Annotated in this window: 19 protein-coding genes and 1 pseudogene; 15 read left to right on the top strand and 5 right to left on the bottom strand. The window is 34.7% G+C overall.

Features of this window, described 5'->3' with window-relative positions:
- Positions 1 to 122: 122 nt before the first annotated feature.
- From ABH957_RS04630 to ABH957_RS04605, 6 genes are all read left to right on the top strand, one after another.
- Positions 123 to 1,190 carry a glycoside hydrolase family 113 gene (locus ABH957_RS04630; protein ID WP_404449650.1) on the top strand — a complete coding sequence of 356 codons (1,068 nt, stop codon included), beginning with the start codon at positions 123 to 125 and terminating at the stop codon, positions 1,188 to 1,190.
- A gap of 88 nt (positions 1,191 to 1,278) precedes the next feature.
- Positions 1,279 to 1,470, top strand: a complete 192-nt coding sequence (locus ABH957_RS04625) for a DUF378 domain-containing protein (protein ID WP_002084566.1) — start codon at positions 1,279 to 1,281, stop codon at positions 1,468 to 1,470.
- 209 nt (positions 1,471 to 1,679) lie between these two features.
- Complete coding sequence (serC, locus tag ABH957_RS04620) at positions 1,680 to 2,762, top strand: 3-phosphoserine/phosphohydroxythreonine transaminase (RefSeq protein WP_404453119.1); 1,083 nt, start codon at positions 1,680 to 1,682, stop codon at positions 2,760 to 2,762.
- Between the two features lie 12 nt (positions 2,763 to 2,774).
- Positions 2,775 to 3,947, top strand: coding sequence for a 3-phosphoglycerate dehydrogenase family protein (locus ABH957_RS04615; protein WP_404510688.1), 1,173 nt, complete (start codon positions 2,775 to 2,777; stop codon positions 3,945 to 3,947).
- 13 nt (positions 3,948 to 3,960) lie between these two features.
- Positions 3,961 to 5,208, top strand: coding sequence for a DUF1015 domain-containing protein (locus tag ABH957_RS04610; protein WP_404510686.1), 1,248 nt, complete (start codon positions 3,961 to 3,963; stop codon positions 5,206 to 5,208).
- Between the two features lie 86 nt (positions 5,209 to 5,294).
- Complete coding sequence (locus ABH957_RS04605; RefSeq protein WP_404449642.1) at positions 5,295 to 5,672, top strand: hotdog family protein; 378 nt, start codon at positions 5,295 to 5,297, stop codon at positions 5,670 to 5,672.
- 118 nt (positions 5,673 to 5,790) lie between these two features.
- Here the strand turns inward: ABH957_RS04605 and ABH957_RS04600 are convergent, their stop codons facing one another.
- A complete protein-coding gene (locus tag ABH957_RS04600; RefSeq protein WP_404449640.1) occupies positions 5,791 to 6,627 on the bottom strand; it encodes a CPBP family glutamic-type intramembrane protease in 837 nt (278 codons plus the stop codon).
- 359 nt (positions 6,628 to 6,986) lie between these two features.
- On the bottom strand, positions 6,987 to 8,018 hold the full coding sequence (locus ABH957_RS04595; RefSeq protein ID WP_404449638.1) for a S66 family peptidase: 1,032 nt from the start codon (positions 8,016 to 8,018) through the stop codon (positions 6,987 to 6,989).
- A gap of 312 nt (positions 8,019 to 8,330) precedes the next feature.
- On the opposite strand from ABH957_RS04595, the gene ABH957_RS04590 reads away from it, so the two are divergent.
- From ABH957_RS04590 to ABH957_RS04560, 7 genes and pseudogenes are all read left to right on the top strand, one after another.
- Positions 8,331 to 8,972, top strand: coding sequence for a hypothetical protein (locus ABH957_RS04590; protein WP_404453121.1), 642 nt, complete (start codon positions 8,331 to 8,333; stop codon positions 8,970 to 8,972).
- A 215-nt stretch (positions 8,973 to 9,187) separates the two neighbouring features.
- Positions 9,188 to 9,457 (top strand): 2TM domain-containing protein, encoded by a 270-nt coding sequence (locus tag ABH957_RS04585; RefSeq protein WP_002128109.1) that lies wholly within the window; start codon positions 9,188 to 9,190, stop codon positions 9,455 to 9,457.
- 350 nt (positions 9,458 to 9,807) lie between these two features.
- The gene (locus tag ABH957_RS04580) at positions 9,808 to 10,647 is read left to right on the top strand and encodes a YitT family protein (RefSeq protein ID WP_000747487.1); all 840 of its coding nucleotides are present in this window, start codon (positions 9,808 to 9,810) and stop codon (positions 10,645 to 10,647) included.
- 227 nt (positions 10,648 to 10,874) lie between these two features.
- Positions 10,875 to 11,552, top strand: coding sequence for a response regulator transcription factor (locus tag ABH957_RS04575; protein WP_404510684.1), 678 nt, complete (start codon positions 10,875 to 10,877; stop codon positions 11,550 to 11,552).
- A gap of 1 nt (position 11,553) precedes the next feature.
- Positions 11,554 to 12,930, top strand: coding sequence for a sensor histidine kinase (locus ABH957_RS04570; protein WP_404510682.1), 1,377 nt, complete (start codon positions 11,554 to 11,556; stop codon positions 12,928 to 12,930).
- A 531-nt stretch (positions 12,931 to 13,461) separates the two neighbouring features.
- A complete protein-coding gene (locus ABH957_RS04565; RefSeq protein ID WP_404510680.1) occupies positions 13,462 to 13,962 on the top strand; it encodes a GNAT family N-acetyltransferase in 501 nt (166 codons plus the stop codon).
- 149 nt (positions 13,963 to 14,111) lie between these two features.
- Positions 14,112 to 14,240 (top strand): annotated as a pseudogene (locus ABH957_RS04560) (DinB family protein); the annotation flags it as partial.
- Between the two features lie 227 nt (positions 14,241 to 14,467).
- On the opposite strand, the gene ABH957_RS04555 reads toward ABH957_RS04560, so the two are convergent.
- Complete coding sequence (locus ABH957_RS04555; protein WP_404449936.1) at positions 14,468 to 15,727, bottom strand: MFS transporter; 1,260 nt, start codon at positions 15,725 to 15,727, stop codon at positions 14,468 to 14,470.
- Positions 15,728 to 15,796: 69 nt separating this feature from the next.
- Entirely contained in the window at positions 15,797 to 16,420 is a 624-nt protein-coding gene (locus ABH957_RS04550) for an ArsR/SmtB family transcription factor (RefSeq protein ID WP_016101052.1), read from the bottom strand.
- A gap of 184 nt (positions 16,421 to 16,604) precedes the next feature.
- Here ABH957_RS04550 and ABH957_RS04545 point away from each other — a divergent pair, with 184 nt between their 5' ends.
- The gene (locus ABH957_RS04545; protein WP_002185435.1) at positions 16,605 to 17,669 is read left to right on the top strand and encodes an ABC transporter permease; all 1,065 of its coding nucleotides are present in this window, start codon (positions 16,605 to 16,607) and stop codon (positions 17,667 to 17,669) included.
- Positions 17,669 to 18,340 (top strand): ABC transporter ATP-binding protein, encoded by a 672-nt coding sequence (locus ABH957_RS04540; RefSeq protein WP_002128101.1) that lies wholly within the window; start codon positions 17,669 to 17,671, stop codon positions 18,338 to 18,340. Before ABH957_RS04545 ends, ABH957_RS04540 begins: the two co-directional genes overlap by 1 nt.
- 72 nt (positions 18,341 to 18,412) lie before the next feature.
- Here ABH957_RS04540 and ABH957_RS04535 read toward each other — a convergent pair whose 3' ends face one another.
- Positions 18,413 to 19,537, bottom strand: a complete 1,125-nt coding sequence (locus tag ABH957_RS04535) for an LPXTG cell wall anchor domain-containing protein (protein ID WP_002185437.1) — start codon at positions 19,535 to 19,537, stop codon at positions 18,413 to 18,415.
- Positions 19,538 to 19,544: the final 7 nt, after the last annotated feature.

Raw genomic sequence — 19,544 nt, 5'->3', positions numbered from 1 at the left:
TAAGGTATGGATAAAGGGTGAATAGCATTTTTATTGATGAAATTTCATTAATATTCTTGTGGAATATATGTGAAACATTGTATAGAATAAGCAAGTATGTCAAAAATTATAGGAGGAAACTTGTGAAGAAAAGTAAGAGTTTAGTAAGTATTTTAGGAGCGTGTATCATGTTGTTTTCTTTTTGTTTCCAGGGAAATATACAGGCGGATGTAAATACTGTTCAATCTGGAAAAATAAAATCAGGAAACGTAACGGTATGGGAAGTAGGCAATGTAGCGAAAGTGTTAGCAGATGTAGAGCGCTTGAATTTAAATACGGTGAATGTACCTATTCAAGTAGATATTTCGGATGTAAATTCGGCTAATATGGTAATTAATCAGGCGCAAAAGAAACAAGCTATTATTTTAATTCAAGAATTATTAAAGCATAATATACAAGTTATATTGGAGCCGTTTCCGTTTATTCAGCAAGGAAATATTGGAGAAACAGAGTGGAACCCTAGTAATATTAACGATTTCTTCTGGAATTGGAAAACTGTTGTTTTACAAGATATTTTTAATTCCATTACAAGTAAGTACAATATTTATGGGCTGAAAATCGCTTCTAATTTCGTGAATATGGAATATGCAGAAGGATATTGGAATGATACGATTAATTTTGTTCGCCAGCAGTATAAAGGAAATGTTTTGTATCAAATGAACTGGTGGTTAACTGCAAGTTGGGATCCTTCTTTTGAGGCGAAATTTAAAGAGAAAATAAATCGCCCGTATTTAAAAAAGGTGGACATTGTAAGTATTGATAGTTGGTTTGAAGTTTCAGGAAAAAGAAATCCATCATACGAAGAAGTAAAACAAAGCTTATTTGCGACGACAGTATACAATCGTGGCCAAAATGTCGTTCAGCAACTTGAGACATTACATAAAACAACTGGAAAGCCAGTTTATTTTGGTGGATTTAATGTGCCAGCACGTGAACTTGGACTACAAAGCCCGTGGAACCCAGATGTTACGAATGTGTTTTCGAAAGATGTACAACTTAACGGGTGGCGTGCTTACCGAGATGTATTAGAAGCGAAGCCATATTTTAAAGGTTTTTCAATTTGGTTTATCGGATCTAATGATAGTAATCATTCATATCAAATACATAGTAAAGAAGCAGAGACAGTTATTAATGGCTGGTATCGAAAATAAATTTTATAAAATAGGTAAGTTTTAGAATCTATTACATATATTTTAGTGAAAGGCCTTTCACCATCTTATCACCTAGGGGGCAATCATAATGAAATTTTTGTCATACCTTACAGTAATTTTGGTGATTCTTGGCGGTTTGAATTGGTTGTTTGTGGCGTTAGATTATAATGTAGTTGAGAAATGGTTTGGTTCTATGCCGGCGCTTGTGGATACTATTTATTGGCTCTTTGGTCTTTCAGCTATTTATCAAATTTTCGATCGGTTCTTTACGAGTAAGTAGCTATTATACTTAATTACTAGAGTGTTAAGTACGATTATGTACTTAACACTTTTTTGTATGTTTATAAAAAGCAGGGTGCACATGCGAGCGATTCCATTGCGTCTTGCGCCGTAATAACGGAAAACAAATTGACCGTGTATTGTATATAGGTTATAATTCAGAAAGTTTAAAAAATAATAAAAATGAGAAATAGGGAGGTTATCTGGGTGATGGAGAGAGTGTATAATTTTTCAGCAGGACCATCTATACTCCCTTTGCCAGTTTTAGAGAAAGTGCAAAAGGAGCTTGTAAATTATAACGGGACAGGCATGTCTGTTATGGAAATGAGCCATAGATCTTCTTATTTCCAAAGTATTATTGATGAAGCAAGTAGCTTACTTCGTGAATTAATGAACATTCCTGATGAGTATGAAGTTTTATTTTTACAGGGCGGTGCGTCATTACAATTTTCTATGATACCGTTAAATTTAATGAGTACGTATAAAAAAGCTGGGTACGTACTGACAGGTTCATGGTCTAAAAAGGCGCTGCAAGAAGCCGGAAAAGTAGGAGAAGTACAAGTGATTGCTTCTTCTGAAAAAGAGAAGTTTACTACGATTCCTAAAATGGATGATTTACCAAATGGTGAAGAACTAGATTATGTACATATTACAACGAACAATACAATTGAGGGGACAAAATATGTGGATATTCCACATTTAGAAAGAGTACCGCTCGTTGCGGATATGTCCTCAAATATTTTATCAGAACAATATGATGTTACGAAGTTTGGTCTCATATATGCGGGTGCGCAAAAGAATTTAGGGCCAGCGGGTTTAACGATTGTAATTATAAAAAGAGATTTAATTGGCAGTGCAAATAGTACTTGTCCTACGATGTTAAACTATGAAACTTACAGTGAAAATAACTCCCTATATAATACACCGCCAACCTTTAGTATTTATGTAGCAAAACTTGTACTAGAGTGGTTGAAAGAACAAGGCGGGGTATCTGCGATTGAAGAACAAAATAGAATGAAATCTTCACTTCTTTACAATTTTTTAGATGAATCTAAATTGTTTACTTCACCAGTTGATCCCACGTATCGGTCACTTATGAATATTCCGTTTACAACACCGTCAGAGGAGCTTAACAATCAGTTTTTACAAAAATCGAAAGAGCGCGGTTTCGTTACGCTAAAGGGACATCGTTCAGTCGGCGGTATGCGCGCTAGTATTTACAATGCGATGCCAACCCAAGGTGTACAAGAATTAGTAGACTATATGAAGGAATTTGAGCTTGAAAATAGATAGGGAGATGGGGATATGTTTCGTGTTCAGACGTTAAATCAAATTGCGGAAAAGGGTTTGCAAATTTTTGATGGGAATCGCTATGAAATTGGAGACAAAGTAGGTCATCCAGATGGTATTTTACTTCGCAGCTATTCTTTACATCAAGAAGAGTTTTCCGAAGATTTAAAGGCAATTGCAAGAGCTGGTGCCGGTGTAAATAATATTCCTGTTGAGCGTTGTACGGAAAAAGGGATTGTAGTATTTAATACGCCAGGGGCTAATGCGAATGCAGTGAAGGAACTTATTATCGCAAGCCTTATTATGTCTTCCCGTAATATTATAAACGGAGTGAGCTGGACGAAAGAGTTGGATGGAGAAGAAGTACCACAGCTTGTTGAAGCTGGGAAGAAGCAATTCGTTGGGTCAGAAATTGCAGGGAAACGTTTAGGTGTTATCGGTCTTGGCGCAATTGGTGCTTTAGTTGCGAACGATGCGTTATCTTTAGGGATGGACGTTGTCGGATACGATCCGTATATATCTGTTGAAACAGCATGGCGTCTTTCTACGCAAGTACAAAGAGCGTTTAGCTTAGATGAAATTTTTGCAACATGTGATTATATTACACTTCATATTCCTCTTACGAACCAAACGAAGGGGATTATTGGTGAACACGCGATCGAAACGATGAAAAAAGGAATGCGTCTATTCAATTTCTCAAGAGGGGCACTTGTTGATGAAACAGCTCTTCGAAAAGCGCTAGATGAAGAGATTATTCAGCATTACGTAACGGATTTTCCGAATGAAAATGTTATAAAGATGAAAAATGTAACAGCAACTCCTCATCTCGGTGCATCTACGTCTGAATCTGAAGAAAATTGTGCAGTAATGGCTGCACGTCAATTACGTGAATATTTAGAGACAGGTAATATTCGTAATTCAGTAAACTATCCAAACGTAGAACTTCCGTACATTGGAAAAAAACGAATTACAATTATGCATCAAAACGTTCCGAACATGGTAGGACAAATTACAGGATGTTTAGCAGAACATCATATTAATATTGCGGATATGATTAATCGTAGTAAACATTCTTGGGCGTACACAATGATTGATATTGATAACGGAATTGATGATATAATGAAAGAGAATATTGTGGAAAATATAAGCAAAATCACAGGTGTTGTAGCTGTTCGAATGATTGTGTAAAGGAGAGAGAAACTTGGCAAAAATCCGACCGTTTCGTGCTATTCGTCCAGTAGAAGGAAAAGCAGCACAAGTAGCAGCTTTTCCTTATGACGTATTAAATAGTGAAGAGGCAAGAGAAGTTGTAAAAGGGAATCCATATTCTTTCTTACACGTTGATAAAGCAGAAATTGATTTAGACCCGGCACTTTCACCGTACGATGATCGCGTATATGAAAAAGCGGGTGAAAATTTAAAGCAATTTATACAAGAAGAAGTGTTCGTTCAAGATGAGGAGCCAGCGCTTTACATTTATGAACTGACGATGCAAGGAAGAACGCAGTCAGGCCTTGTCGTTTGTACATCGATTGACGAGTATGAAGATGATACAATTAAAAAACATGAAAGAACGCGTCATGAAAAAGAACTTGATCGTATTCGCCACGTAGATGTGTGTGACGCAAATACGGGGCCAATCTTTTTAACGTATCGTACAAAAGAAGAAGTGAAACGTTTCATTGCAAGCTGGAAAGAAGAACATGCGCCAATCTATAAATTTACAGCAGAAGATGGTGTGGAGCATGTTGCGTGGAAGATTGCAGATGAAGAAGTAATTGCCACTTTAGTAAAGGCATTTGAAGATATTCCTAACTTGTACATTGCAGATGGACATCACCGCTCTGCATCAGCTGCAAAAGTAGGGCTAATGCGAAGAGAGCAATATTCGAATTACACAGGAGAAGAGGAATTCAATTTCTTCCTATCTGTTTTATTCCCTCATGATGAATTATCAATTTGGGACTATAACCGGGTTGTGAAAGATTTAAATGGCTTATCAGTAGAGCAATTTTTAAAGCAAGTTGCGCAATATTTTTATGTGGAAGAAGCAGGGGGTTCACCGTATAAACCAAATGAGCCAAAATCATTTGGAATGTATGTAAACGAGAAGTGGTATAAGCTCACTGTGAAAGAGGAAACGTTTGATGCGAATGATCTTGTTAGGCGTTTAGATGTATCTATTTTACAAGATCATTTAGTAAGTCAGGTGCTTGAAATACATGATCCACGCTCAGATTCACGCATTGATTTCGTCGGCGGAATCCGCGGATTAGAAGAACTAGAACGTCTTGTGAATAGCGGTGAATACAAAGCAGCATTCGCATTATATCCGACATCAATGGAAGATTTATTAACAATCGCAGACGCTGGAGAAGTAATGCCGCCGAAATCAACGTGGTTTGAACCGAAACTTCGTAGTGGGTTGTTTGTTCATTCGCTAAAGTAAATATAGACTTCTACAGTTTTGAAAACCGAAATGATTTTTAATTTCGGTTTTTCTTATTTTAAAAGTGTTTTTGAGGAGGGGTATGGATGAAATTGCAAGTAGGCGAAAAAATCACCTTTGAGCGAACTTTTACAAAAGAAGATGTTGTTTTATTTACAGAAGTATCTAAAGATGAAGGTGTTCATCATGTTACACCGGATGAACAAGGACGATTTGTTGTACAAGGACTTTTAACATCAACGTTGCCTACAAAAATTGGCGGTGATTATAACGTGCTAGCTCGCAAGATGGACTTTGAATTTTTACGTCCTGTCTTTAGCGGTGATACCATTCGTTGTGACGTAACCATTGAACAATTTGAACCCGATGAAAAAAATCGCACAAAAATTATTGCGCTATTTACATGTAGGAATCAACTTGAAAAAGAAGTAATGAAGGGGAGTTTTTCTGGGATAATTCTGTAATGGTTAGGCAGAGGGGGTGAATGAAAAGGATATAAAGTGGTTGATGGTCCCTTGTCCATCAACCTAAGAAAACAGATTAACCCAAAATGAAAAATCCTTCACATAGTAACAATTTTAATTAAGTTGTGGTGTGCTTCAATGGTGGTAAACTATTATATCTTAATAGTTCTGAATGCCTTTTAATAAAAGGGATAATCCACATTAATCCAATTGTTATTAGCACAGTAGATATTAAAAGAATGATAGTTAAATCAGGTTGTGCTGAAGGTGTGCTTGTAGACTGTAAAGCAGAAAAGATATCTCTCGAAGCTACAATTATATTATTAACCATGTGAGCTATTATAGAAGGGAATAAACTTTTAGTTTTCAAGTACATTAAACAAGAAATAATCCCAAATAGTGTGGTTCCAAATACATTATTTAAATGTAAAATACCGAAGCAGACGGAAGAGAATATAACTGCCTTTTTTATTCCAAATTTATACGTAAAACGACTAAGAATAAAGCCTCTGAACAAAATTTCTTCACAGATAGGAGCGATGAAAGAAAGAGTTATGGCTTTCATTAAAACAAACCACATGCTTTTTGTTTTAACTATTTCGTTTGTATCCTCTAACGAAGTGTCCGTTGGTAGTAATGAAAATACCATCACGATTAGCAATAACATACCTAATCCAAAAAGCATAGTCATAATTGCTGATGCAAAAATTGTTCTAAAAGAAAAGGAAGATGGTTTTGACAAGTAAGTTTTAAACGAGATATTATATCTTTTAAACTTAAAACCAATCCAAAACATAGGGATAGCATAAATTGAAATAATAAGAGCGATATTTAACTTTACATCTTTAGGAATTTCTTTGAATAATAAAGGTAAAATAAACATCATTATTACAAACGAGATAATAGCCCACATTAAAATGAACCTTGTTTTCATATGATCAAAAAGTTTATCCAATAATAGCCTCCTGTAGTTTTATATAGTATTCTATATTTCATTATATCAGTTTAAAGGGATATTTTGGTATTTTGTTTAGTGTAGGTTATCGGCTATTTTGGGTCACGCTACATCGATATCAAGCTAAGGTTTTATACAACCTATAAAGCAAAAAAATAAGCTATCCTTTCTGTAGAATTATTAGGAAAGGATAATTTATTTTTTTTTGGTGATTCGTAACGAACTGCAACTGATTATTCAATAATTACAAAGACATAGGTGTCCTCATGTTCTAGAACACCTAACATTTATAATTTCTTAACACTCTAAGCTTGATTGAGATGGGGGAGGGAACCCCCACGCTTATTTAAATTTCCACTTTATTCCACACCACTTTCTAAAATAGAGAAAGACTCATTTTCACAATCAATTTCTGCCATCGCACCGTAAGGTAAAATAAACTTTGGTTCGGTATGGCCAAAATTTAAATTATAAAGAATCGGCAAATCTTCTAAGTTATGTTCTTTCATAACTTTCAGTATTTCGTGTTTATATTCTTCATAATACTTTTCGTCTTTTGGTTTACCAAAAATGATGCCTTTTGCTTTTTGTAGAATGCCTTGCGCTGCATAATTTCGTAACCAATACTTTATATAACTTGGTTCTGGATGGTCTTCAGAAGTTTCAAAGAAAAGGATACTATTCTCCCAATGTTTTTTCTTAGGCCAAAGTTCCGTTCCTTTTGCAAATTCCAGTACTTCCATACAACCACCAATTAAACGCCCTTGTACAGTAGTAGAGCCTTGAAGTAGCTCATATCCATTGTTTTGCTGCATCGTACGCCGTTGATCCTTATTCGCCTCTATCCATTCTAAACGCTCACTCGTCCATTCATGAGCTGGTTGAATCTCGCCAATATTCTCATTTGAAAAGAGAGTTCGATTCACCATTTCAATTGTATATGGATCCATCTCCACATTTTCGGCAAAATCAGTTAAGATTGCTGGACCGTAAAAAGAGGGAATTCCTGCTTTATGACAAAACAAATGTGAAACGGTATCGTCAGAGTAGCCCATAAAGATTTTCGGATTTTCGCGTATAACATTAAAATCTATATAAGGAAGTAAACGGATGCTATCTTCACCGCCAATATTCGTAATAATTCCTTTAATACGAGTATCTTTAAATGCTGTCATTAAATCTTCTGCACGAGCCTCAGGGTTGTTGTAAAGGTATTCGCTACCTTTTAAACTATTTGGCATTGGGACAACCTTAAGACCGAAGACGTCTTCTAATCTTTTTACTCCTTGCTCATATCGCCATCTTAGCTTAGAATCACCAGCACCTCCCCATGAAGAACTTACTGTCGCCACAATATCTCCTGGCTGTAATCTTTTTGGTTTCATTAACATATTAATTCCGCTCCTACATAATGTAATTAACTACGACTATACAAACCGTAGAGTTGAAGAACATAGTACATGACATTTAATTTCGCCACCATTAACAAATACACCTGCTGTTATTTATGAACCTAACAATATTGTTGAATATATGAATAAAATACAATAAATCTTTTTATCAAACTTTATATTTAAAAATTACAGTATGCAACATTGCATGCGAAAGGAGGTTGCTATTTTTTATAACCTGTAACTATAATGGTTACAGGTTGGTCGTATCCAATCAAAAAAATATAATCATCATGAATGGAGAGGTTACATATGGGTATGAAAAAAATAATTTTAGCAGGTGCTTTAGGGATCGCAGCATTATCAGGAACGAATTTACCAGGATTAGAACTATCAAAAGCGAGTGCCGCTTCTATTGAATCGAATTTCTCGACGTTAGAAGGGCGAGTAGTAGAAGTAGATAACGGTGTAATTGTCGTAAAATCTAAGCAATATGAGGAGCCTGTAAGTGTATATATAGATTCCCTTTCAAATGTGAAAGTAGGGGATGAGGTTAAAGCTACTGGATCTATGATGCGTAATTTTACTGAATATATGAGTGCAAATACAGTTGAAAATACGTCAAATAAATTAGGTATGCACATGAAAGAAGATGGTTCTCCTGATTATGTAATTGGGGAAGTATCAAAAGTAGGAACGATGGAAGATGAAGGAGATAGTTCTACTAAATATGTTGTAGTGCAGTATCCATCAGTAAATGGGAAGAAAGCTATTATTGAAGTGTACTTAACTAAAGGACAAGTATTTAATACGGGTGAGAAAGTAAAAATTGATATGAAGTATGTAGGCTGGGGCGGAATTTCTATTAACTACAACACAACGGATCATATCGAAAAAGTTCATGAAGTAAAGAGCAACGTTGAAAATAATGAGGATGTATGGATCTGGTCTTAATAAGGCGAGTATAAGTCGTTATTTGCAATTTACTCCAAACAATAAATGTAAAAACTAAATGTATCATGCAGTACCCATCAAATTATCATGTGTATGACAATTTGATGGGTATTTTTTATTTTGTGTTTTTTTGAGAATAAGGGATTTTCGATTAGAATATGATGTTTAAATCGGAGCGAGTTTAAAAAATACAATAATGAAAGAGGTGTTTAAGGATGGAGCGAGATGAGGTTTATTTACGAGCTAAAAAAAGGATGGAGAATTTAAAAGCGTTTTACATTCATTTAACGGTCTATATACTAGTTAACTTAATGCTTTTTTTTATAAATATAAGCTCTGATTCAAGCAAATTATGGTTTTTATATCCACTTGGAGGTTGGGGGATCGGTATCGTTATACACGGTTTGACAACTTTTCCATTTGGGATATTCGGAAAAGAGTGGGAAGAACGAAAGATTAAAGAATATATGGAGAAAGATAAGTAAATTTATTCCTGTAATGTATGAATATAAAAATTTATATAAATCTCTGTGCTCACACGCTTGATGCGAAGTCTATTCTATAGCTTCGCCTATTTGTTTTTTATTCGAAGTTTGTGCGAGTAAGTGTTCATATTCATTTTTTAGCGTGAATTGCATGTGAAATCAAAACTTTACTTGTAGTACATAATAAATACAGTTGTTTTACTTTTTAAATTACATGTGGATATAGGATAAAGTTGTTTTATCATCCTATATTAAAATAAAAATAAACCACTGTTCGATTTGAATATTCCACGATATAATGGTGAGAGTTTATGGCAGAATAAATATTTACATAAGAAGTGAGGTACTGTATGAAAAAAAGAACGACAGACATTATTTTTATTATTATTGGTGCATTTCTTTTTGCGTTAGGTGTCAATTTGTTTGTTATCCCGAACGAGTTTGGTGAGGGCGGGGTAACAGGTATCACGATTATTACGTACTATTTATTTGAGTGGTCACCAGGCTTAGTCAACTTAATTTTAAATGCAATATTGTTAATAGCTGGTTATAAATTTTTAAACAAGATCACAACAATTTATACGATTATCGCTGTAGTTACGAACTCGCTATTTCTTCATTTGACAGAAGGCTGGACGATTGCTTCAGATGAAATGCTCGTAAATGCCATTTTCGGAGGAATATTTATCGGGTGCGGGATTGGTCTTATCATTCGTGTTGGCGGAACAACTGCAGGTACTACGATTTTAGCAAGGATGACGCATAAGTATTTAGGGTGGAGCATTAGCTACGGTCTACTGTTCTTCGATTTAATCGTTGCGTTTTCATCTTATTTCATCATTGGTGCAGAAAAACTGATGATAACAATTATTATGCTATATGTAGCAACGAAAGTGATGGAGTTTGTAATTGAAGGTTTAAATCCGAAGAAAGCCATTACGATTATTTCTGATAACCCGAATGAAATTGCCGGGAAGGTAACTACCTTAATGGGCAGAGGGGTTACCGTGTATTCAGGTCATGGCTATTACACGAAAACTCCGAAGGAAATTCTTTATATTGTTATTAATAAGCAAGAAGTAGTGAAGCTAAAACGGATTGTTCAAACTACGGACCCGGCTGCGTTCATCGCTATACACGATGTTCGTGATGTATTTGGAGAAGGATTTGTTGATATTTCTAAGGCTTAGAAATTATTTTTTATTAAAATAATCTTAATACTAAAATGTGAGAATCTATTTTGAATAATTTTTTTCAAAATAGATTCTTTTTATTTATCTTAAAATGTTGGCTTGTAGCGTATTATGTATCAACTCTTATTCAAAAAAACTAATAGCAGTTTGTTTTTCTTTTTCTTGCAAAAAGTACAATTGTTTCTTAATGTAAGAATGTAGAAGGATGAACAAGAGAGGGTTTAATGAAGATGATACATATTTTATTAGCTGATGATGATAAACATATTAGAGAGTTATTGCATTACCATTTACAAAAAGAGGGCTTTAAAGTTTTTGAAGCGGAAGATGGAAAGGTAGCGCAAGGCGTTTTAGAGAAAGAAAATATTCATCTTGCGATAGTAGACATTATGATGCCGTTTGTTGATGGCTATACGTTATGCGAAGAAATCCGGAAGTATCATGATATACCTGTTATTTTATTAACTGCAAAAGATCAGCTAGTCGATAAAGAAAAAGGATTCATTTCTGGTACGGACGATTATATTGTAAAACCATTTGAACCAGCTGAAGTAATTTTCCGTATGAAAGCTTTATTGCGCCGTTATCAAATGCTTAGTGCTGATATTATTACATTACACGGAACGACTATTGATCGAAAAGGGTTTGAAGTGAAGTGTAACGGTCAGACGATTTTGCTTCCATTAAAGGAATTTGAATTATTATCACAACTTGCTAGTTATCCTGGAAGAACCTTTTCAAGAGAAGAAATAATTGAATTAGTATGGGGAATGGATTTTGAAGGAGATGAACGAACAGTTGACGTTCATGTGAAGCGACTGAGAGATCGTTTTTCAAAACGAACAGATGATTTTCAAATTACGACAGTACGCGGACTCGGTTATAAGTTGGAGTTGAAATAAAATGAAATCACTATATTCTAGATTTGTTTTTATGACAGTCGGTATTATGCTTCTTAGTAGTATTATCGGTTTTTTATTAACGAACGTATATTATCAAGTGAAGTTAAAACCGTACAATAGTGAAAAGATTTTAATGTATGCTAAAGAAGTAAAATCATTATATGAAAAGCAAAGTCAAGAGAATAAAGAGGCATACTTACAGTCTATTGCGAAGTTAGGGTATGAAATTTATATTGTAGATGACGAAAATCATGGAAAGCGTATTGGGAATGCGTTTCGTAAGATAACAATTAGTGATGATACCGTTCATAAAGTATTGCAAGGTGAGACGTTTAATGGCGTTTCCACATATCCAACGCGCCTCTTTATTACAGGATTTTTCGATAATGAATTAATTAATAGTGTCGGTGTACCGCTAAAACACGATGATAAACAGTACGCTTTATTCATTCGCCCTGATATTCAGCAACAATTCGGCGAGATGAGAATTTTTCTAGCGGTATTACTCGGTTTCATCGTTGTATTAAGTATCATTTTTATAGCGATTGCAGCAGGGTATATTGTTCGTCCTATTCGAACATTTACGAAAGCGACTCAAAAGATTGCAAGTGGTGAATATGATATCGAATTAGATGAAAATCGAAAAGATGAAATTGGTACACTAGCGACTAATTTTCAAAAGATGACAAAGAGCATTAAAGAATTAGACCAAATGAGACAAGAGTTTGTTTCTAACGTTTCTCATGAATTCCAATCTCCACTTTCTTCGATACAAGGTTTTTCGAAAACATTACAATCGGAGAATATGAGTGAAGAGGAAAGAAAACGTTACTTGAAAATTATTGAGGGTGAAAGTAAGCGGATGTCTAGTTTATGTAAACAGTTACTTACGCTTGCTTCATTAGATAAAGAAGAGAAAGTTCTACAAATGAAAGAGTTTCACTTACAAAAGCAAATTAAAGACGTCATTTTTATGCTCGAATGGAAATGGCGGGAAAAAGATATCGCTGTTGAGTTTGATGTGCCAAACATCGTCATAAAAGGTGATGAAAACTTACTTCATCAAGTATGGAGTAATATTTTTACGAATAGCATTAAGTTTTCAAACGATGGCGGAACCGTTGAATTTGTTGTAGAAGAATTAGAATCTAGCGTTATAATCTCTATATCAGATAACGGAATTGGTATGGAAAAAGAAGAAATGGATCGTATATTTGATCGTTTTTACAAAGTAGATACAGCAAGAGCGAGAAACGTAGAAGGTAGCGGTTTAGGGTTATCAATTGTGCAGAAAATTGTTGAACTGCATCAAGGAACCGTTTCGGTATATAGTACGAAAGGGGAAGGGACGACTGTTCGGGTTGAGCTTCCGAAATAAATGAAAAAGAAGAAATGTGAATGTACATCATGATTATCATTGTAGTAACGTGTATTCAATGTCACACATAATATCAAAAAAGTACATCACTTATATATTTAAAGATACATAAATATCAATAGTAAAGATAGTAAGGGGTGAATGCCCCTACTATCTTTTTTTATCTAAACAGATAAATTTAAAATACATAGTCATAATAGATAATCTATGATATTAGGTATATTATTTTATGGTGGAGGACGTAGCCTTGGTGCGAGGACCTTGACTTTAAGTATTTAAAGGAGTTAGTAGCTAAATGACAATATCCCTTAAGCAAAAAAATAAAGGATAAATAGCATGAGGTTGTATCCATTAGAGAAGCACAAACAGATAATGGGACAATGTACTATCTTAGGGATGAAAACTTGGACTTTATACCATTGGCCAATAAATAAACTTTTTAATTCAACTAACTGGCATAGTTGAAGAAGGAATTTCTCTAAACTTTGAAGAATTTATATTCAAAAATATGTTAAGGAGCTTGTCAATTATATGGAATCCATTAGCAAAAGCGAAGTGAAGCTACGAGATATCATAGAGGAAGATCTTCCTATCTTTTTCGAACAACAACTAGATTCAACGGCGAACTATATGGCTGCTTTTACAGCTAAAGACCCCACTGATAAGGACGCATTTTTTGACCATTGGAAAAAAAATATTGCTGACGAGACTATTACAATTAAGACTATATTATTCAATGGCATTGTCACTGGACACGTCTCGAACTTTGAACAGTTCGGCGAACCCGAAGTAAGCTACTGGATTGGGAAGGAATATTGGGGTCATGGTATTGTAACTTTAGCGTTGGCAGAGTTTCTGGAGTATATTAAGATACGCCCACTTTATGCTCGTTCCGCTAAAGATAACCTCGCCTCCATCAGGGTATTGGAAAAATGCGGGTTTAAAATCATCTCTGAAGATAAGGGTTTTTCCAACGCAAGAGGCAAGGATGTTGAAGAATTTATTTTGAAGCTTGAACCTTATGATATGTAATTTAATACCTCAATTCGTATTTGATGAAGATGAATATAGGACAGAGATTAATAAAATCTTATTGAACTAACGCATGTGTTAGTTGAACAAAAATTAAAAAAGCCTGTATCAACGATTACTTGGTAATCAACGATACAGGCTTTACCTTTTCCGAAAAAGAGCTTGAACAAAATTCATTTGAGGGTAAATTACTGGACACCATGCTTCATGATGCTTATCATACAGGCCGAATTATTCAATTAAGGAAGATACAGAGGGCATGGCCATCAAATCGTTAACTGAACGTTTTAGTTATTCCATTAAAGGGCGCTCTTGTTGAATAAAACTTAGATTTTTAAACAACTTTATTGTTATATTTTTTAGTGAAGTGAAGTATCTTACATACAAAATTAAACAAGCATAATCCCGTCCTATATTTAGAACGGGGTTATGCTTGTTTGAGATAATAAAATTAAATAATTTTATTATAACTACACATTACGGATTAGATAATATTTTCTTTCTGCTATAAAGCCGCACCTTTCCCGCGCTCTTCCTTAAACCGAAGCTCAAAAGTATCCGCTGTAATTTCATCAGCTTTCGGCAATGAACGTAATTTCGGATGAAGTAGCCATACGAGAGAAATGAATAAAATTCCGATGCTAGCGAGCGCGAAAATGAGTTGGCTACTAAATACATTTGCGGTGTAACCGCCAATTAAAGAGCCGAACGGCATAGCGATTGTACCCATGCTTCGTGTGACTGAATTGATGCGTCCAAGATATTGATTTGGAATTAAAGTTTGACTAATTGTCGCAAATAATATGTTGGTCGCACCAATTGGTATCCAAGCTAAGCCGAATAAAAAAATTGATAACCATTGAAACGGTACAAACGTAGAGAGAAACCAAAAGAAAGCGCTAGTCGCAAAGCTAATAATAGAGACATGGCTAATATTATGTTTACCAACCCATGAACTGAATAGTGCTCCAATTAAACTACCGGCGGATATAGCGGCTAAAAAGAAACCGTATAATTTAACCCCTCCTAAAGAATCGGCGAAAGAAGGGAGTATTGCCATCGTCATACCGATTGAAAAATTAGCGACAACTGAACCGATTAAGAAGATGCCCATTAATGAACGAAAGACGATTGAAAAGCCTTCTTTTAAATCAGAGAAATATTGCTTTGTTGAAAGTGATGTGCCTGTTTCGGTTTGTGTCGGCATTTTTAATGAAATAAACAAAATCGCAGTAATCGCGAATGTGAAAGAGTCGATTACATATAAAGTGATTGCGCCAAATAGTGCTACTAATATTCCAGAAAGGGTCGTACAAATTAAGTCAATGCCTTGATACGCAAATGAAAAGAGAGAGTTTCCTTTTAATAATTGTGTTTTATGCAGTAGAAGTGGTAAAGCTTTTGACTGTGCGGGATAGGCGAATTGTTCGATAAAGGCTACGATGGGCATAATGATGAGTAGTAGTTGAACTGTTAATAGATCGAAGTAGTGTGTAATAGGAATGATTAATATAAGAATGCATTGCAGGACTTGTGTGATTACAAGGGTGTTTTTGATTGACCATCTATCAACGAATGGACCGGTAAGAAATTGTAATGCAGAAGGTAATAATGTAAGGAAACCAGCCAATCCAGAATAAAAAGGATCACCACTCAGCTCATATACGAGCCACATCGCTGCTACATAATACAAACTATCTCCTATGTTTGTAAAAATTCTCCCTAAAAATAGTAAGAGGAAATTCCGGTTTTTTAATATGTCCACTTTATCTACTCCTTTATAAAAAATTTATTCGGTAAAATAAATTTGACCGTTTATGTAAAAAAAATCGCATTACGATTTTTCTTCTTTTTTTACAAATTGCTGCATTGTTCTCTCAGCGATTTGAAGTGCAGTAGTAGAAATATAATAAGCTTTACTATTTGGATCTTTATCCGCACTTTTTGTGATTTCGTTTAATTCAGCCATTAATTCATGAAACTTTTTCACCCACACTTGAAATTGTTCTGGCGTAGCATCAAATTCCCAGCAGGATGAAACGTAATTCCACTCAGCTGGGTCTTCACTTGCATTTCGTAATGTAAAAGATTCTTCTGGTGCAGCGAGAATATGGCTTTTCGTTCTTTCCGTCATTTGTAAAAAGATTTGGCGACCTGATTCGCTTAATATTTCTAAATGAGGTAATAGGTCCGCGGCAGGGGTAAATCCTTTAGCGACAGATTGATAAAACTTTTGAACGATGCCATTCTTTTCTTCTGTATATACGATTTCTATAAGGCCATTCTTCTCTAATTCTTTTAAATGATAATGAATTTTCGCCCTTGAAATGCCGAATTTTTCAGATAGCAGTTGTCCTGTATAAGGACGTTCGCATAGACGCATCATCATTTCGGCACGTAGTGGATCGCTTATTGCTTTTAGTTGGCTATAAGTAGTTAGTGTTAACACGGGCTTCAAAATGATCAACTCCTCAAATTAAATTACTCGGTCAAGATTATTTGACTGAATTGTATCAAGGATTTCATTTGTTTTCAATACTTTCTGAAAATTTAATCTTTCTTCTGTAATCTTCTGTTCATATTCCGTTCATATTTCTTTTTTATGATAAGTGCATAGAAAGTAATAGGAAGGAGCGAGCGAAATGTTTTTAGCTCTGCGTGAATTAAAACAATCAAAATTAAGATATGGATTAATCGGACTTATTATGGTGTTATTATCATTTTTAGTCCTTGTAATTTCAGGATTAGCAAATGGATTATCATATGATAATGCTTCATCGATTCAAAATATGGAGGCAAATAAATTTGTACTAGCGGATGATGCGGAAAATAAATTACTTCGTTCACAAATTAAGAAAGAAGATGTAGATAACGTAGTAAATCAAGCAGGCGAGAAAGAGGCAGTTCCGTTTCGTGTGAAAGTTTCAACGTATGAAAAGAAAGATAGTTCGAAAAAAGTGGATGTTGCTATTTTCTCAAGTGAACGTGATTCATTTTTAGAACCGAAAATTGTAAAAGGTGAGAAATTAGGTACAGCAAATAACGAAATGGTTGCTGATGAATCAATTAAAGAAAAAGGAATCGATATTGGGGATACAATTATTGATCCTGTTTCAAAGAAAGAATTTAAAATCGTTGGATTTACGAAAGATCAAATGTTTAGCCATACACCAGTCGTTTATGTAAATGAAGACGTATGGGGCGCTATTTCACAACCAAACCAAAAAGATTATAGTGCAATTGCGCTTAATACAGATAAAGAAATTAAAAATGCACATGTTATCGACAAAAAAGAAGTGCTACAAAGTATTCCAGGATTTAAAGAAGAGCAAGGAACATTAACGATGATCATTGCGTTCTTACTTGTTATCGCTGCGTTACTAATCGGTGTATTCTTCTACGTAATTACACTGCAAAAAACACAGCAATTAGGTGTACTAAAAGCAATTGGAACGAAAAATTCTTATTTAGCAAATAGCTTAGTCGTACAGGCGTTATTCTTATCAGTCGTTGCGATGGTAATCAGTATTGTTCTTGTACAAGGATTAGAACAAATTTTACCAGCGGGTATGCCGTTCTTATTAACAACACCGATGATTGCACAATATGCAGCAATCTTTATCGTAATTAGTATTTTAGGAACACTTATTTCGTTATACCAAGTATTAAAAGTTGATGCATTAGAAGCAATTGGAGGCGGGATGTAATGACTTCATTATTAAAATTAGACAAAGTAAGTAAAGTGTACGGAGAAGGGAATACGGAAGTAACAGCCCTTCATCCGATGTCGCTTGATGTGAAAGCTGGAGAATTTATCGGAATCGTCGGTCCTTCTGGATCAGGGAAAAGTACGTTATTATCAATCGCGGGTGCTTTACTATCACCGTCAAAAGGGGATATTTACATTCGCGAGCAAAATATTACGAAGTTATCAGAAAAGGAAATGACAGACATTCGTTTGAAAAAAATCGGCTTCATTTTCCAGTTCGCAAATCTTGTTCCATATTTAAATGTAAAAGAACAATTGCTTTACATTGCAAAGTTAAAAAAAGACAGCAAACAAGAATCGGAAAAGCGTGCGGATCACTTGCTAGCAGCATTTGGATTATCTGAAAGAAAAACTCATTATCCAAATCAACTATCGGGCGGGGAAAAACAAAGGGTAGCAATCACTCGTGCTTTCATGAACAACCCAGATTTAATATTAGCGGATGAACCAACTGCAAGCTTAGACTCAAAACGCGCACGTGAAGTCGTGGAAATGATGAAACGTGAAGTGAAAGAAAGTCAAAAAGCAGCAATTATGATTACGCATGATGAAAGAATGCTTGATGTATGTGATCGTATATTGACACTTAGAGATGGACAGTTAATATAAAGAAAAAAGGCCAACCGTACATATATGTGCAGTTGGCCTTTGTATGATTATTTTAAAATAGATATAATGGCTTTATTTTGAGAATAACGTTTTAATTTTATTTCGTGTTACTAATAAAAGTCCACCTAAGACAGATAACATTCCTAAAGGCACGTTACTTGATTGCTCACTACCAGCGTTAGGAAGTTCTCTAGCACTGTTTTTCGCTGGAACAGTAGTATTGTTATTGTCTGTTTGCGTTTGTTTCGATTGTGATACTTCATTAATTTTGTTATCTACATTTTGCTTTGTTGTATGTAACTCAGCTAATTTGTCATCAATTTTTTTCTCAGTATGTTTAAAATCGTTTATTTTAATATCTAAGTCTTGTTTTTTCTTTGTTAAATCATCTGAAACAGTTTGTTTCGCTTGTTTCATTTCGTTTATTTTATTTAGTAAATCTTGTCTAGCTTCTTGTAATTCAGCTAGTTTGTTTTTTACATCTTGTTTAGCTAGTTCTAAGTTAGCGGAAAGACTATCTAAATTGCCTTTAATTTTCTTAAGCTCCTCTAACGTGTTCCCAGTATTCGGCTTATTTTCTTTTAGCTCAGCAAGTTTGTCCTCAGCAGTTTGTTTCGCTTTCTTTAACTCAGCTAATTTGTCATCTACCTGTTTTTTTACTTCCTTAAGTTCATTAACCTTCTGATCGATGTTCTCTTTATGTTGCTTAATTTCATTCACTTTTTCATCGACAGTTTGTTTATGTTCTTTAATCTCAGTAACCTTATTATCGATATTTTGCTTATGTTCTTTAATTTCAGCAACTTTATCATCTACTTGTTTTTTATGCTCTTTAATTTCCGCGATTTTATCCTCGGCAATTTGTTTGTCTTGCTGAAGTTTTGCATCTAACTCTTGTTTATGTTGTTTAATTTCGTTAATTTTTTCATCAGCAACTTGTTTACGCTCATGTAGTTCATTAACCTTTGTGTCAACATTTTCCTTAACTTGGTTAAGTTCATTTAATGTTTGATCCACATTTTCTTTGTGCTGCTGTAATTTCGCATCTAACTCTTGTCTATGTTGCTTAATTTCAGCTAAGCGATCTCCCGTACTTTGCTGGGGAGTAGCTTCATTTACTTCTGCATGAGTAGGGGTAGATCCCGCAATCATTGCTAAAGCTAGTGTAGAAGCAGCGATTGTTTGTTTTGTTTTCATATTTTTG

It is taken from the genome of Bacillus sp. RC242, assembly GCF_044908245.1.
Lineage (GTDB): Bacteria > Bacillota > Bacilli > Bacillales > Bacillaceae_G > Bacillus_A > Bacillus_A mycoides.
Note: the sequence above shows the minus strand (reverse complement) of the source record. Positions and strands in the feature narration are given on the sequence as shown.